General features: G+C 44.3%; 15 protein-coding genes. All 15 read left to right on the forward strand.

The window, feature by feature from the left end:
* The first annotated feature begins 46 nt into the window (after positions 1 to 46).
* The 15 genes from flhA (at position 47) to J7384_RS15460 (ending at position 15,335) form a co-directional block, all read left to right on the forward strand.
* Positions 47 to 2,149, forward strand: coding sequence for a flagellar biosynthesis protein FlhA (flhA, locus tag J7384_RS15390; RefSeq protein WP_209115423.1), 2,103 nt, complete (start codon positions 47 to 49; stop codon positions 2,147 to 2,149).
* An 89-nt stretch (positions 2,150 to 2,238) separates the two neighbouring features.
* Complete coding sequence (gene flhF, locus J7384_RS15395; protein WP_209115424.1) at positions 2,239 to 3,789, forward strand: flagellar biosynthesis protein FlhF; 1,551 nt, start codon at positions 2,239 to 2,241, stop codon at positions 3,787 to 3,789.
* Between the two features lie 125 nt (positions 3,790 to 3,914).
* Positions 3,915 to 4,727, forward strand: a complete 813-nt coding sequence (locus J7384_RS15400) for a MinD/ParA family protein (RefSeq protein WP_209115438.1) — start codon at positions 3,915 to 3,917, stop codon at positions 4,725 to 4,727.
* Positions 4,728 to 4,748: 21 nt separating this feature from the next.
* Positions 4,749 to 5,468: an RNA polymerase sigma factor FliA gene (locus tag J7384_RS15405; protein ID WP_209115425.1), complete on the forward strand. Its 720-nt coding sequence runs from the start codon at positions 4,749 to 4,751 to the stop codon at positions 5,466 to 5,468.
* 58 nt (positions 5,469 to 5,526) lie between these two features.
* Positions 5,527 to 5,910, forward strand: coding sequence for a chemotaxis response regulator CheY (gene cheY / locus J7384_RS15410; RefSeq protein ID WP_247741818.1), 384 nt, complete (start codon positions 5,527 to 5,529; stop codon positions 5,908 to 5,910).
* 35 nt (positions 5,911 to 5,945) lie between these two features.
* The gene (locus tag J7384_RS15415; RefSeq protein ID WP_209115427.1) at positions 5,946 to 6,677 is read left to right on the forward strand and encodes a protein phosphatase CheZ; all 732 of its coding nucleotides are present in this window, start codon (positions 5,946 to 5,948) and stop codon (positions 6,675 to 6,677) included.
* 16 nt (positions 6,678 to 6,693) lie between these two features.
* On the forward strand, positions 6,694 to 8,859 hold the full coding sequence (locus J7384_RS15420; RefSeq protein ID WP_209115428.1) for a chemotaxis protein CheA: 2,166 nt from the start codon (positions 6,694 to 6,696) through the stop codon (positions 8,857 to 8,859).
* 29 nt (positions 8,860 to 8,888) lie between these two features.
* Positions 8,889 to 10,040: a chemotaxis response regulator protein-glutamate methylesterase gene (locus tag J7384_RS15425; protein WP_209115429.1), complete on the forward strand. Its 1,152-nt coding sequence runs from the start codon at positions 8,889 to 8,891 to the stop codon at positions 10,038 to 10,040.
* On the forward strand, positions 10,033 to 10,779 hold the full coding sequence (locus J7384_RS15430) for a flagellar motor protein (RefSeq protein ID WP_209115430.1): 747 nt from the start codon (positions 10,033 to 10,035) through the stop codon (positions 10,777 to 10,779). The genes J7384_RS15425 and J7384_RS15430 overlap by 8 nt, the downstream gene beginning before the upstream one ends.
* 13 nt (positions 10,780 to 10,792) lie before the next feature.
* Positions 10,793 to 11,755, forward strand: a complete 963-nt coding sequence (locus tag J7384_RS15435; RefSeq protein WP_209115431.1) for a flagellar motor protein MotB — start codon at positions 10,793 to 10,795, stop codon at positions 11,753 to 11,755.
* A 56-nt stretch (positions 11,756 to 11,811) separates the two neighbouring features.
* The gene (locus J7384_RS15440; RefSeq protein WP_209115432.1) at positions 11,812 to 12,585 is read left to right on the forward strand and encodes a ParA family protein; all 774 of its coding nucleotides are present in this window, start codon (positions 11,812 to 11,814) and stop codon (positions 12,583 to 12,585) included.
* Complete coding sequence (locus J7384_RS15445; protein ID WP_209115433.1) at positions 12,582 to 13,397, forward strand: chemotaxis protein CheW; 816 nt, start codon at positions 12,582 to 12,584, stop codon at positions 13,395 to 13,397. Before J7384_RS15440 ends, J7384_RS15445 begins: the two co-directional genes overlap by 4 nt.
* A gap of 48 nt (positions 13,398 to 13,445) precedes the next feature.
* Entirely contained in the window at positions 13,446 to 13,937 is a 492-nt protein-coding gene (locus J7384_RS15450; RefSeq protein WP_209115434.1) for a chemotaxis protein CheW, read from the forward strand.
* Positions 13,938 to 14,013: 76 nt separating this feature from the next.
* Entirely contained in the window at positions 14,014 to 14,466 is a 453-nt protein-coding gene (locus tag J7384_RS15455) for a DUF2802 domain-containing protein (protein WP_209115435.1), read from the forward strand.
* A gap of 71 nt (positions 14,467 to 14,537) precedes the next feature.
* Positions 14,538 to 15,335: a VacJ family lipoprotein gene (locus J7384_RS15460; RefSeq protein ID WP_209115436.1), complete on the forward strand. Its 798-nt coding sequence runs from the start codon at positions 14,538 to 14,540 to the stop codon at positions 15,333 to 15,335.
* Positions 15,336 to 15,512 lie beyond the last annotated feature (177 nt).

A 15,512-nucleotide genomic window follows, 5' to 3' on the forward strand; every position in this document is an offset into this window, starting at 1 on the left:
TAGCTGTTTATTAGTATAAACGCGTCAAAAAACTATCAGAGAAGCAATGCAGTTATCCGCTTATTTTAGTCAGTTTAATAAAAGCAAACTCTCCCATTTATCTGGCCTCGGTACTCCGTTATTAGTTATGGCGACGCTCGGCATGGTTATTTTGCCGATGCCGGCAGCCTTACTTGATATTTTATTTTCCTTCAATATTGCCCTTGGCCTAGTGGTATTACTCATCACGGTTTACACCTTAAAACCGCTCGATTTTGGCGCTTTTCCGTCGGTGCTTTTAGTCGCCACTATTTTGCGTTTGGCGCTTAATGTCGCCAGTACTCGAGTGGTTTTATTGGAAGGTCACGAAGGGCCAGAAGCGGCGGGTAAGGTCATTGAGGCGTTTGGCTCTGTGGTAATCGGTGGTAACTACGCCGTTGGTCTTGTCGTGTTTTTGATTCTGATTATTATCAACTTTGTCGTTGTTACCAAAGGTGCTGGTCGTATTTCAGAAGTCACTGCTCGCTTTACCTTAGACGCAATGCCGGGTAAGCAAATGGCAATAGATGCTGATCTCAACGCGGGTTTTATTACCCAAGACCAAGCGCGTGAGCGTCGCCAAGAAGTGACCAGTGAAGCTGACTTTTACGGTTCAATGGATGGTGCTAGTAAGTTTGTTAAAGGTGATGCTATCGCCGGTATTTTGATTCTATTTATTAATATCACTGGCGGTTTAGTTATTGGTATGGTACAGCACGACCTGAGTTTTGACGCTGCGGTTGAAATTTATACTTTGTTGACCATTGGTGATGGCTTAGTTGCCCAAATCCCGGGCTTATTGCTTTCAGTGGCAACGGCTATTGTTGTAACTCGCCAAAACACCTCACAAGACATGGGACAACAGGTCAGCAATCAGCTTGGTCAAGAGCGCTCTTTGTATATTGCCGCCGGTGTTATGTTCGTTATGGGAGTTGTCCCTGGTATGCCGCACATCGCATTTTTGATGTTTGCAGCGATTATTGCTGGCGCGGCTTACTATGGTAGTAAATACAAAGCTAAAAAGGCAGCACTACTAGCTGAACAAGAGCAAAAATCTCAAGTCGAGTCTGAGCAACAAGAAGCAGAAGTTAAAGATTTGAGCTGGGACGACGTTAATCACGTCGACATCATCGGCTTAGAAATTGGTTATCGATTGATTCCTCTGGTTGATAAAGGTCAGGGCGGCGAGTTGTTGAATCGCATTAAAGGCGTGCGCAAGAAGCTGTCCCAAGAGTTTGGCTTTTTGGTACCGGCGGTTCACATTCGCGATAATCTCGATTTAGACCCAAATGTTTATCAAATTTCTTTGATGGGGGTAACGGTTGGTGAAGCAGAAATTCGTCACGACCACGAACTCGCGATTAACCCAGGTCAAGTCTTTGGCAAGCTCGACGGTACGCCAACTAAAGATCCTGCGTTTGGGTTAGACGCTGTCTGGATTAACCAAAATCAACGCGAACACGCTCAGTCTCTTGGTTATACAGTCGTTGATGCTGCGACGGTGTTGGCCACGCATTTAAGTCAAGTACTCACTAATAATGCCTCTCAGCTCCTCGGCCATGAAGAAGTACAGAACCTACTCGATATGTTGGCTAAGAGTTACCCTAAATTAGTTGAAGGCTTAGTGCCAGATACTATGTCTCTGGGTACCATCGTAAAAGTACTGCAAAACCTAATGAATGAAGGGGTTGCGGTGCGTGACATGCGCTCAATTGTACAAACACTCGTCGAGTACGGTGCTAAGAGCCAAGACCCTGAAGTATTGACCGCAGCGGTGCGGATTACCCTGCGTAAATTTATTGTTCAAGATTTAGTTGGTCCAGCGCCTGAAATACCTGTCATAACTTTGTCTCCTGAGTTGGAACAGATGTTGCATCAGTCTATGCAGATGGCTGGTGATGATGGCGCAGGCATCGAACCTGGCTTAGCCGAACGCTTGCAGCAGTCGTTAACCGACGGCGCACAGCAACAGGAGCTAAGTGGTGATGCGCCAATTCTACTGACATCTGGCATATTGCGTTCAGTACTGGCTAAGTTTGTTAAACATACTATTCCAAGTCTTCGCGTGATTTCTTATCAAGAAGTGCCAGATGACAAGCAGATTAAAATCATCAGCGCAATTGGCCAATAGGCATTGATACAAATGAGGTATCGACAAAGAGGTTGATACCAGCAATGCCAAAAGATGTTGTACCTAGCTGAGAATTTAAGGGGTATTCTGTGAAGATTAAACGGTTTGTTGCTCGAGATATGCGCACTGCACTTGCTCAAATTAAAGAAGAATTGGGCGCTGATGCGGTAATTATGTCGAATAAAAAAGTACCTGAGGGTGTCGAATTAATGGCTGCTGTTGATTACAGTCAACAAGTTGACACCGATAATGCCAGTACTGAACAGCAAACAGCAGAACCAGCTCAAACGGAACGTCAGTTATCTGACGATACCGTCTCTCTTGGTGGTCAAAGTCAGCTGCAGAAAAAGAAAACGCCAGTTTTAGGTGATATTAGCCAAAGTGGTGTTAATCACCTTTCACAGCAGCAAACACCTGATGTCCCTGCCGACAGTTTAGCGGCGTTATTAGCGCGCCAAGGACAACCCGCTACGGCACCAACTAGCTCTACTGCCCATAGTCAACCATCGGCTCAAGAGCCGTCAATTGAACAACAGTTAAAAGATTTTACTACTCGCTTACAGGCCAATTACAGCGAAGAGCAAAATTCAACTAATCAGCTACAAGCCAATGCCGGTCACACAGAAACAATAAGCTCCATTGCCGAGCAAGAGCTAGCAGCATCAATGCAGCAGTCAACAGAATCTGCTACTGCACCAATAAACAATGCGATGTACAGTGATCAAGACCAGTTTGAGAGCATGAAACGAGAAATGGCGTCTATTCGCCAGTTACTTGAACATCAAATGGCGGGCTTAATGTGGCAAGACATGGCGCAAAAAGATCCGCGTCGCGCTGTTTTAGTTAATCGTCTTATGGCGATGGGGCTCACCGAATCTATGGCTGACCAATTAGCTGGTTATATTCCTAGTCACAGCAACGAAGAAGACGCTTGGAATCAAGCAAAACAAATGCTTGTTCAACAAATTAATACCACTAATAACGATATTATTCTACGCGGTGGCGTGGTTGCCCTTGTTGGGCCAACAGGGGTTGGTAAGACAACAACCGTTGCTAAACTTGCCGCTCGTTTTGCGCAAACGCATGGTGCAGATCAGGTTGCACTTATCTCAACTGATACCTACAGAATTGCAGGCTTTGAACAGTTATCGACCTATGGTCGCATCATTGGCTGTCAGGTCAAGTTAGCGGAAGATTCTGAGGCGCTTGCAGGTCTTATCGCTCAGTTTAGCGATAAGAAGCTGATTTTGATCGATACTGCGGGTATGGGACAACGAGACTTGCGTTTGACTGAACACTTGGCGAGTTTAATTGCTAACGCCCGCGTTCGCATTCGCAACTACTTGGTGTTATCAGCCAATACCCAGCAACGCGTGATGCAAGAAAACGTTGATCGTTTTAAGAAAATTCCACTAGCCGGCTGTATTTTTACCAAGCTTGACGAAAGCCTGAGCGTTGGGGAGTTGATTAGTACTGCAGTGCAAAACGGTTTGCCAATTGGTTATTTAACCGACGGTCAGCGCGTGCCAGAAGATATTAAAGTTGCAAATGCCGATAAGTTAGTTACGCTTGCCGATAAACTAGCAGCTAAATATGCTGCCAAACCAACGCATTCGTGGCAAACTATGCCAGCGGCTTAACTGCCAATGGACAAACTCAAGTAGTGGCCTCAACTAGCAACGTGATAACGCTAGCTAAATAATTGCAAATAAAATACTATTGAAGAAGTAAGTAGATGATAGATCAAGCGAGTGGCTTAAGAAAAATGCAAGAATCACAACAAGTTAAAGTGATAGCTGTCTCAGGAGGTAAAGGCGGAGTAGGGAAGACTAACGTTTCATTAAACACTTCTATTGCCCTTGCCCAACTTGGTAAACGCGTATTAGTACTCGATGCTGACCTTGGCTTAGCTAACGTTGATGTTATGTTGGGCTTGAGAGTTCAACGCAATATTTCTCACGTACTCTCTGGTGAGTGCGAGCTTGACGATATCATTATTGAAGGGCCTGCAGGTATTAATATTATTCCTGCAACGTCGGGTACTCAGTCGATGGTTGATTTAACCCCAGCTGAGCACGCCGGTTTAATACGCGCATTTAGTGATATGCGCGCCAAGTTCGACGTATTAATTGTCGATACAGCAGCGGGTATTTCAGATATGGTGCTGAGCTTTGCTCGTGCCGCACAGGATGTCATGTTGGTGGTTTGCGATGAACCAACATCGATCACTGACTGTTACGCCCTAATGAAACTGCTTAGCCGCGAGCATGGTGTCTTTAAATTTAAAGTTGTCGCGAATATGGTTCGCAGCCCAAAAGAAGGTCAATTGCTTTACAGTAAGTTGACAAAAGTGTCTGATCGCTTTTTAGATGTTGCGCTAGAACTAGTGGCTATGGTGCCATACGACGAAAACATTCGAAAATCAGTGCGCAAGCAACAAGCGATTGTTGAAGCGTTCCCCAATTCACCAGCATCGCTTGCCTTTAAAGGCCTTGCCAAAAAAGTGCTAGACTGGCCGATTCCTCATCAAGCGTCTGGTCATCTAGAGTTTTTCATCGAACAGTTACTCGAACATTAATCGTTATCACCCGGAGTTGATGTGATTAAAGCCAATGCATACAGCGCCAGTATCGACAAATCTGCGTTACTTGAGCAGCACACTGTTTTGGTTAAACGAATTGCTTACCATTTACTCGCCCGTCTGCCAGCCAGTGTCCTAGTCGAAGACTTAATTCAATCTGGCATGATTGGCCTACTTGAAGCGGCCAATAACTTTGACCATAGCAAAGGTGCCAGCTTTGAAACCTTTGCTGGGATTCGCATTCGCGGTGCCATGCTTGATGAGATGCGCCGAGGTGATTGGACGCCGCGATCTGTTCACAAAAACAGCCGGATGATCAGCGAAGCGATTGCCGAACTAGAAGCTCAGCTCGGTCGCGATGTCACAGACAACGAAGTGGCTGAAAAACTTGAAATATCTGTTGCTGAGTACCATCATATGCTCAATGAGGTCAGTACGGGTAAAATTATTGGTATTGATGATCTTGGCGTAAGTGAAGATGCACTCGATGTTGCCGAGCAATCGCAAGTCACCAGCCCATATAATGATATAGAGCATGATTTTTTTAAAAAGTCATTGGCATCTTGCATTTCTACTTTACCAGAGCGCGAAGCTTTAGTACTGTCACTATATTATGATGAAGAATTGAATTTACGTGAAATAGGTCAAGTTTTAGACGTTAGTGAGTCTAGGGTTAGCCAAATTCACAGTCAAGCTATGCACAGGCTAAAAGCCCGTATGCAAGCGTGGCAAAGTTAAGTACAATATAACCTCTATAACTAAATTAAGTGTTTGAATAATCTCGCCGGAGGGTGCCTTGGATAAAAATATGAGAGTCCTTGTTGTTGACGACTTTTCAACGATGAGACGTATAGTTAAAAACTTATTGCGTGACTTAGGGTTTACTAACATTCAAGAAGCAGATGACGGTAGTACAGCGTTACCTATGCTACAAAATGGTGAGTTTGACTTTGTTGTCACCGACTGGAACATGCCAGGCATGCAAGGTATTGATTTGCTTAAAGCAATTCGTGCCGATGCAAAGCTCGCTCACATTCCAGTGCTAATGGTTACTGCAGAAGCTAAGAAAGAGCAAATTGTGATGGCTGCACAAGCAGGTGTAAATGGCTACATTGTTAAACCATTCACTGCTGCAACCCTAAAAACTAAGCTTGATAAAATCTTTGAGCGTTTAGCTTAATTTATCACAATAACTTTTTCTGCAGGAGTTAAGCAATGAGTAGCCATGTTTCCTTGGAACAGGCAAAACAGCTAGTTGAGTACCTAGAAGCGGGTCAACAAGCTGAAGCCGACAAGTTAATCAGTGATATTCAAAACCCAATGAATACCGAGTTATTTGCCGAAATTGGTAAATTGACTCGGCAGTTGCACGATTCACTGACTAATTTTCAGTTAGATTCAAGGTTGAACGATCTCGCTACTGCAGATATTCCTGACGCAAAAGAGCGACTTAACTACGTTATTAGTCGCACTGAAGACGCCGCCAATAAGACCATGGATGCGGTAGAGTCAATTTTCCCTGTTGTCGACAATATTCAAGGACAAATAAAAGCAGTTGATCCGTTGTGGCAAAAATTAATGCACAACCAAATCGATTTAGCTGAGTTTAAAACGCTTTGTCATGATATTGACGCTTTTCTAAAAACAACAGCACAAGAATCTGACCGCATGCACACCTTGATGACTGATGTCTTAATGGCACAGGACTTCCAAGATTTGACTGGTCAAGTGATTCGCAAGGTTATCGACTTAGTGCGCGAGGTGGAAGACAGTCTCATCAATATGCTGACGGCGTTTGGTATGTCTAACAAACCAGACGGAGAAAAAGCAATGCCATCTGTCGGTGAAAACTTGGTAGAAGGCCCGATTGTCAATAAAGAGGAAAGGGATGACGTTGTTGCTGATCAAGACGATGTTGACGATCTACTTTCCAGCTTAGGATTTTAAAGGGGAAATATTTCGTATGTCTTATGAAGCGGATGAAGAGATTCTTCAGGACTTTTTAATCGAAGCTGGGGAAATTCTCGAAACCTTATCTGAACAATTGGTTGAACTGGAAAACGATCCAGAAAACGCCGATTTACTCAATGCTATTTTTCGTGGCTTCCATACGGTGAAAGGCGGTGCGGGTTTTCTTTCGTTAACCGAGCTTGTTGATGCTTGTCACGGCGCTGAAAACGTCTTTGACGTTTTGCGTAACAACCAGCGCTCAGTTACTCCTGAGCTAATGGATGTTATTTTACAGGCGCTCGATACCATTAATGATATGTTTGCCCAAGTGCAAAATCGTGAAGCCTTGGATGAAGCCGACCCTCAATTACTGGCTGAGTTGCATCGACTCAGTGAACCAGAAGGTGCTGAACCTGCAGCAAGTGTTGCAACGCCTGCACCTGTCGCCGCTGCTCCAGTGGTAGAAGAGCCTGAATTTGAACTAGATATCGGCGCAGAATCGAGTGCTGGTTCTGACGAAATGACCGAAGATGAATTTGATCGATTGCTCGATGAACTTCACGGTACCAATAATGCTCCACAAACTGCCCCCACACCTGCGCCGACTCCGGTAGCTAGTGCTTCTAGTAGTGATGAAATTACCGACGATGAGTTTGAGTCACTGCTTGACGAACTGCATGGTCAAGGTGCCTTCTCGCCGGCAACGTCGCCAGAAGCTAATGCTTCTGCTGCAAGTAGCGGTGATATTAATGATGATGAATTTGAAGCATTATTGGATGAGTTACACGGTAAGGGCAAAGGTCCTCAAACCAGTAGTTCCCCGGCTCCTGTTGCTGCGACACCTGCGCCAACCCCTGCACCTGCTCCAACGCCGAGCCCTGCACCGAAACCGGTTGCTAAGCCTGCCGCAAGTGCTCCTGCTAAACCAGCAGAGAAAAAAGCCGCGCCAGCAAAAGATAAAAAACCAGCTCAATCAAGTACACCTCAAGGTGAGACGACTGTGCGGGTTGATACTAAGCGTTTAGACCAGATTATGAATATGGTTGGTGAGTTGGTATTGGTGCGCAACCGATTAACTAGCTTAGCACTGACTAAAGAAGACGAAGAGCTTACTAAAGCGATATCTAACCTCGATGCCGTTACCACCGACTTACAAGGTGGTGTGATGAAAACGCGCATGCAGCCAATCAAAAAAGTGTTTGGTCGCTTCCCTCGCGTTGTTCGCGACCTTGCTCGGAGTTTGAATAAAGAGATTAAGTTAGTACTCGAAGGTGAAGACACTGACTTAGATAAAAACCTTGTTGAAGCACTTGCTGATCCATTGGTTCACTTGGTGCGCAACTCAGTTGACCACGGTATTGAAGAACCAGACGTTCGCCAGCAAAACGGCAAGCCACGTGAAGGTACGGTCATTTTATCGGCGTCGCAAGAAGGTGATCACATCTTGTTAACCATCAGAGATGATGGTGCGGGTATGGATGCTGAAAAACTCAAAGGTATTGCCATTGAACGCGGAGTTTTAGACGCGGATGCTGCGGCGAGAATGTCGGACAATGAAGCCTTTAACTTGATTTTCGCACCGGGCTTCTCGACTAAGACTGAAATCTCTGAAGTTTCTGGCCGCGGCGTTGGTATGGACGTCGTAAAAACCAAAATTACCCAGCTCAATGGTACGGTCAGTATTGATTCTGAAAAGGGTAAGGGTACGGTTTTAGAAATTAAGGTGCCGTTAACACTTGCGATTCTACCAACCTTGATGGTGATGCTAGGTCAGCAAACATTTGCTTTGCCGCTTGCTGGTGTTAATGAGATTTTCCACCTTGATTTAACCAATACCAATATGGTTGATGGTCAATTGACGATTATCGTGCGTGAGAAAGCAATCCCACTATTTTATCTCGACCAATGGTTAGTTAAGAATGTTGAAGACAAGCCACGAGATAAAGGCCATGTCGTTATTGTTCAGTTGGGTACTCAACAAGTAGGCTTTGTTGTTGATAGCTTAATTGGTCAAGAAGAAGTCGTGATTAAGCCGCTCGATCGTTTGTTGCACGGTACCCCAGGTATGGCAGGTGCAACTATCACCAGTGATGGCGGTATTGCTTTAATCCTTGATGTTCCAAGTATGCTGAAGTTTTACGCCAAAAAGTCGACCTTAAATAAAAAACTGAGTTCGTAAGGCACTGTTTAACAAATTAAGAGGAAAGCATGCCTTATAAGGTATTAGTTGTTGATGACTCGAGCTTTTTTCGTCGTCGTGTCACCGATATATTAAATAGTGAAACACAACTTGAAGTTATTGATGTAGCAGTCAACGGCGTTGAAGCCGTTGACAAAGCTATCGCGTTAAAGCCCGATGTCATTACCATGGATATCGAGATGCCAGAACTCAATGGTATCGAGGCGGTTCGTCAAATCATGACAAAATCGCCAACCTCAATCTTAATGTTCTCTTCTTTAACCCACCAAGGCGCTAAAGCGACACTTGATGCGTTAGACGCCGGTGCATTAGATTTTCTACCCAAAAAATTCAATGAAATTGCTGCCAGTAATGAAGACGCCGGCGCGGTATTAAAGCAAAGGGTATTAGAGCTGGCGCGCAAGCGTGGCTTTGTTGCCCGCAGAAGACCGTTACCCTCTAACATTTCAAGCCCCACTGCTAGTGGCCGTTTTGAAACCAGAGCTAGCCGCTCAGCGACTACTGCACCCGTGCAACCAGCAAGACCAAGTGTCGAAAAGTCGACAGCACCTAGTCAACATTTTCGTCGAAGTTCAGGAAAAAACTACAAATTACTGGCAATCGGGACTTCAACAGGTGGTCCAATTGCATTACAAAAAGTATTAACGGCATTACCTGCCGATTTTCCGGTACCGATCATTTTGGTTCAGCACATGCCTGCGGCATTTACTGGGGCATTCGCTAACCGATTGAATAATCTATGTAAAATATCGGTTAAAGAAGCGCAAAATGGCGATTTGTTAAAGCCCGGTTGTGCCTATTTAGCGCCTGGCGGCACTCAAATGTTAGTCGATGGCACAGAAAGTGCTGCAAAACTGAAAATAATAGAAGACACAACGGAACGGGTTGCCTTTAAGCCCAGTGTTGATGTCAGTTTTGCGTCAGCAGCGAAAATTTACCAAGGCCACGTGCTCGCGGTAATTTTAACTGGTATGGGTGCTGACGGTCGAGAAGGGTCGCGTATGTTAAAAAACAAGGGTTCAACAATATGGGCACAGGATGAAGCTACCTGTGTTGTATACGGTATGCCACAAGCGGTAACTGCCGCTGGCCTGTCGAGTTTGTCGTTGCCGTTAGACGAATTCTCCGATGCCATTATCAAGGAAATTGGTCATGGATAAGCTCAGTATTACTGGGCTTTTTGTTGCAATAGTTGCCATTTATCTTGGTTTTTTTATTGATGGCGGCTCAGTTACTGCGTTATTAGAATTGCCCGCATTCATAATTGTCGTTGGTGGTACTTTAGGTGCCGTGCTGTTGCAATCCTCAGCTCAACAGTTTCGCCATGCAATATCACTGCTCAAATGGATTTTTGTCCCGCCTAAATACGATGTTGAACAAGGTATTAGCGATATTGTCTCTTGGTCGGAGCGAGCCCGTGAGCAAGGTTATCTAGCGCTTGAAGATACGGCTTTAGATCAAGAGGATACCTTTGTTCGCAAAGGGCTTAATTTGTTGGTCGATGGCGTCGAACTAGATAATTTTCGCGCGTCACTTGAGCTTGATCTCGATTTGTATCGAGAGCACAGTTTGCGCTCTGCTAATATCTTTGAGTCGATGGGAGGGTATAGCCCAACTATTGGTATTCTTGGCGCGGTATTAGGTCTTATTCACGCCATGTCTAATTTGAGTGACCCAGACTTATTGGGCCAAGGTATTGCGACAGCGTTTGTTGCGACTATTTACGGTGTAGGTTTTGCCAACTTGCTGTACATTCCAATAGCCAACAAAATTCGCGCGATTATTCATCAGCAAACCATGTATCGCGAAATGATTGCAGAGGGTTTGTTGTCGATTGCGCAGGCGGAAAACCCTCACGCTATCGAAAACAAATTGTCGGCATTCCGTTTGAAACAATAGCGGAGAGTCAGCCATGCTAAGTCGATCTAAACGCAAGCAGCACTCGATAGAACAAGATGATGTCAATCGGTGGTTAGTGTCGTACGCTGACTATATGACCTTGTTATTTGCTTTATTTGTCGTCTTGTACGCAATGGCCATTGTCAATGAAGAACCCTTTGAAACGGTAACAGAATCAATAGGCCGGGTTTTTCAAGCCAATGACGAGCAAACCAAAAACAAAGGCCATGGTGAAGATATTTTGCCAGTGAACAGCTCTAAAACCACGACCCAACTCTACGGTGACGGCATTTTAGAAGAAGCGGGCCCTGAACTTGTCGACGGTGAGCGCGAGCTTTCTAATATTGAAGAAAGCGAAGTTGGCACTAATTTGACGTCACTGGAAAAAGAACTTCATACCGCACTTTACGATATTGTCGAAAGTGGATATGCCCAGCTGCAAATAGACGGCGACTGGCTTGAAATAGAACTCAACAGTGGTTTGTTATTTCCAAGTGGTTCTGCATCGGCAACAAATTCTGCGCGGTCGATTTTGTCGGTAATTTCGCAAGTAATCGTCGATGTTAGCAACTATATTCGAGTTCGTGGTTACACTGACAATCAACCGATAAACAACGAGATATTTAGCTCAAATTGGGAGCTTTCGGTATTTCGAGCAACGGCAATTTTACGATTACTTGAAGAGCTTGAAATCAACCCTGCCAGAATGGCTATTGAAGGCTATGGTCAGTATTACCCGAGAACCGATAACAACACACAAGCTGGTCGCGCGGAAAACCGCCGGGTAGTGATTGCTATTTCTAAATACGGATTACAGCAATCTAACTTGTTAAATACCCCAACTATTAGCGTTAAAGATGTTGAAGCGATTAAACAAGTTGACGTTGGTGATGAGATTGATAGTAATGATATACGCGTGATTCAGTTGGAAAACGGCGGTTTGAGAATTACCACCAGAAGCGAAAACGAGCAATAAACGCTGGCATATCTCGCAGTAGTAAAAGTAGTTTAGTAAAAAAGTAGGAAAACAACTTGGTAGTTTGGACAGTTGCAAATCAAAAGGGCGGGGTTGGTAAAACGACAACAACGATTACCCTCGGCGGTTTACTCGCGGAGCAAGGTTTTCGTGTTTTATTGGTTGACACTGACCCACATGCATCGTTGAGCTACTATTTTGGTATTGAATCTGAAGAGTTAGAGCTGAGTGTTTACGATTTGTTTGTCCAAAAGGAAAACAAAGAACAAATCTTACAAAGCTTATGCCCAACCCAATACAGCAATATTGATATTTTGCCGGCAACAATGGGTTTGGCGACCTTAGACAAAGCATTAGGGCATAAAAGCGGTATGGGCTTAGTACTGAAAAAAGCCTTGGCACAACTCGATGATGAATATGACTATGTACTGATGGACTGCCCTCCGGTACTCGGTGTACTTATGGTTAATGCACTAGCAGCTTCAAGTAACATTATTTTGCCGACTCAGACCGAGTTTTTGGCGCTCAAAGGGCTTGATCGAATGATGAAAACGATGGAGTTGATGCAAAACGAGCAATCATCGCCATTTAGCTATACTATAGTGCCGACCATGTTTGATAAACGGACCAAAGCATCACTACTCGCTTATAAGCATTTGCAAGAACTATACGGCAAGCACTTGTGGGCAGGGGTGATCCCAATCGACACTAATTTTAGAAACGCCAGCCAAGCGCAACGAGTTCCTTCAGACTTTGCGAGCTCTAGCCGTGGCATTGTCGCTTATCGAAAATTGCTTAGTCACTTAATTCAGGTTGAAACAGGACGATGAGTAAATCACTGAGTGCCAGTAAAAAGGTAATGCAAGCGTATTTAGCTGACTTATTGGATGACAATGAAGCAGCGGAAGCACAGTCACAGGTGATAACCAAAACAAAATCTGCACAAGAGCAAAAGCTCGAGCTGTTGTTAGAGCAGGTTGAAACGGCGGTTAAACCTAAGCAACCTGTATTGTCACGAAAAGCTCAACCAATCATTGCTGAGCCGACAGACCTTCAGCCGTCAGAACGCCTGCCAAAAATCTCTGAACCAGCGCCACAGCAAACCGAGCAACGGGACAGTAAACCTGTTGAACATGTTAAGGCTGATGTAGCTCCAGAGCCAGCGATGAGCAAACGCAAAGAAAAAGCGTACCGCGAAGGCAGCTTTCAAGCCATGTTCTTCGATGTCGCTGGCTTAACAGTGGCGGTGCCCTTGATTGAACTTGGCGGTATTCACAACGCTGAGAGCACGAGTAGTTTAATGGGCAAACCTGATTGGTTTAAAGGGGTGATGATTCACCGCGAAGAAAAAATCAATGTGGTTGATACTGCCCGTTGGGTGATGCCGGAAAAATGCGACCAAAAATTATTAGATTCGCTAAACTATCAATATGTTATTATGCTAAGTGAGAGTGCTTGGGGCTTGCTTGCAGAAAATTTAGTTGATACCGTTACTTTGCAGCAAGATGATGTAAAATGGTTAGATGCGCCAAGTAAGCGACCATGGCTTGCGGGCCTAGTGAAAGATAGAATGTGTGCTCTGCTAGATGTAGAGGCACTGATAAAACTACTAAATGATGGTGCTAATGTTCATCAAGCCTAAGGTGAATGTTGCAGAGGCTATAGATATTAATGATTGAGGACTTGTTCCATGTCTGATGAAAGACGCGCAAATGACAGTGCCGATACTAATGATGAAGTATTGCAATGGGTTACTTTTAAGTTAGATAGCGAGACTTACGGTATTAACGTAATGCAAGTACAAGAAGTATTGCGTTACAGTGAAATTGCTCCGGTTCCTGGTGCTCCGGGTTATGTTCTAGGCATTATTAACCTGCGTGGTAATGTAGTAACCGTTATCGATACGCGCTCTCGTTTTGGCCTAATGCCGGCAGAAATCACCGACAACACTCGCGTAGTGATTATTGAGTCAGAAAAGCAAGTTATCGGCATTTTAGTTGATAGCGTTGCTGAAGTTGTTTACTTAAAAGCATCTGATATCGATGTTGCGCCAAACGTTGGTAACGAAGAAAGTGCCAAGTTTATTCAAGGTGTTTCTAACCGCGATGGCGAGTTATTGATTCTAGTTGATTTGAATAAGCTATTAACTGACGACGAGTGGGACGAGCTTAAGCACTTCTAAGCGCATTTCAGTTGCGTTTTAAGCTCGTAATAGGCGGTATGGTCAATAACATATCGCCTATGATTAAGACTCAAATATGACGATTATCTTATTTATTATTGTCGTTTTATTACTGGCAACTACAGTTGTGTTATTACTGTGGTTGCGCAATCTCGCCAAAAAAGTGAACTTACTTAATAGTCAGCAACAAGCGCAAGAGCTACTCTACAGTGAATTACAAAATACAATTGAGCAATATCACCAAGCCAATCGTGCTGAATTAACTAAACAACTACAAAATCATACAGAAATAGAACAAATTTCTAGACAACTCGAACATCGCATAAAAACTTTACAACAGAAATGCGAGCAAACTGATGATAAAATAGTTTTGCTTGAGCAACAGCAACCGGAAGATAAACTCTATAGCCGAGCCTTAAAGCTTGTCGCTTTAGGAGCAGACGTTGAAGAAGTGATGCGAGAATGTGAGATGCCGCGAGTAGAAGCGGAGTTGTTGTTTTCGATTCATCAAAACCAAGCTCAAGACTGAACAAAATTGCCAGCGGTTAAACCGGGCAAGTTAAAAAGGCTTTAGCCTTTATCACCAAAAGGAAGCAATAAGTGACAACATTTTATTTACGTGGCCGCCAAGCGCTGATGCTAGTGTGTGCAACATTAGCACTGAACTTAGCCGCGTGTTCATCAACACCCAAAGGTAGTGAGACCGCCGAAGCAGAAACTGCTGGCGACCCTAGGGATCCGCTGGAAAGCATTAACCGACCTATTTGGACTTTTAACTGGGAATATGCAGATAAGTACTTCTTAAAGCCGGCTTCAAAAGCTTATACCGGTTACACGCCTCAGTTTTTGCGTTCAGGTCTGCTTAATATGGCGGAAAACTTAGATGAGCCATCATCGGCAGTTAACAACTTATTACAGGGCAAGTTTTCTGATGCTGGTCAGGCGACTGGGCGCTTTGTTTTAAACTCAACAGTAGGTTTGTTGGGATTCTTTGACCCTGCCAGTGACTTTGGTTGGCAGCGCCGAGAAGAAGAGTTTGGTGAAGTACTTGGTCATTACGGTGTTGGCGATGGCCCTTACATCATGTTACCAGCCTTGGGGCCAAGCTCAGCACGGGATGAAGTCGGTGACTTTGTTGACCGTTATTACTGGCCATTGGCGGTAATTGATTTCTGGCCGAATATTGCGCGAAATTTAGTGATTGCGCTGGAAACTAGAGAACAACTATCTAGCCAAGAACAATTGATCAACCAATCGTTAGACTCATATGAGTTTGTTAAAAATGCTTATTTCCAAAATGTCGCGTTTAGGGTTTACGATGGCAACCCGCCAGTGGAAGTTAATGACGAAGAAGAAGCCGAACTCGACGAGTATTTAGATGAATTCGACGACCTCTAAATAACTAATTATGTTACTTACTAATAATGCCGCTGTTTGCGGCATTTTTCGTTTTCTTGACAGCTAAACCACCTACTTTAGTAGGTGGTCATTGTTAAAAAGGCTATGCCTGAAATATCTACTCATGTTACATCCCCGTTTGATTTTTAGCGAAGTCAAATAGGAGACTAACATGAG

The sequence above is a fragment of the Endozoicomonas sp. G2_1 genome, assembly GCF_017744155.1.
GTDB lineage: Bacteria > Pseudomonadota > Gammaproteobacteria > Enterobacterales > Alteromonadaceae > JAGHQT01.

Bases quoted from the DNA above. Each gene is read 5' to 3' on its own strand.
- flhA (WP_209115423.1), top strand. From the start codon at position 47: ATGCAGTTATCCGCTTATTTTAGTCAGTTTAATAAAAGCAAACTCTCC.
- J7384_RS15400 (WP_209115438.1), top strand. From the start codon at position 3,915: ATGCAAGAATCACAACAAGTTAAAGTGATAGCTGTCTCAGGAGGTAAA.
- J7384_RS15415 (WP_209115427.1), top strand. From the start codon at position 5,946: ATGAGTAGCCATGTTTCCTTGGAACAGGCAAAACAGCTAGTTGAGTAC.
- J7384_RS15420 (WP_209115428.1), top strand. From the start codon at position 6,694: ATGTCTTATGAAGCGGATGAAGAGATTCTTCAGGACTTTTTAATCGAA.
- J7384_RS15425 (WP_209115429.1), top strand. From the start codon at position 8,889: ATGCCTTATAAGGTATTAGTTGTTGATGACTCGAGCTTTTTTCGTCGT.
- J7384_RS15430 (WP_209115430.1), top strand. From the start codon at position 10,033: ATGGATAAGCTCAGTATTACTGGGCTTTTTGTTGCAATAGTTGCCATT.
- J7384_RS15435 (WP_209115431.1), top strand. From the start codon at position 10,793: ATGCTAAGTCGATCTAAACGCAAGCAGCACTCGATAGAACAAGATGAT.
- J7384_RS15445 (WP_209115433.1), top strand. From the start codon at position 12,582: ATGAGTAAATCACTGAGTGCCAGTAAAAAGGTAATGCAAGCGTATTTA.
- J7384_RS15450 (WP_209115434.1), top strand. From the start codon at position 13,446: ATGTCTGATGAAAGACGCGCAAATGACAGTGCCGATACTAATGATGAA.
- J7384_RS15455 (WP_209115435.1), top strand. From the start codon at position 14,014: ATGACGATTATCTTATTTATTATTGTCGTTTTATTACTGGCAACTACA.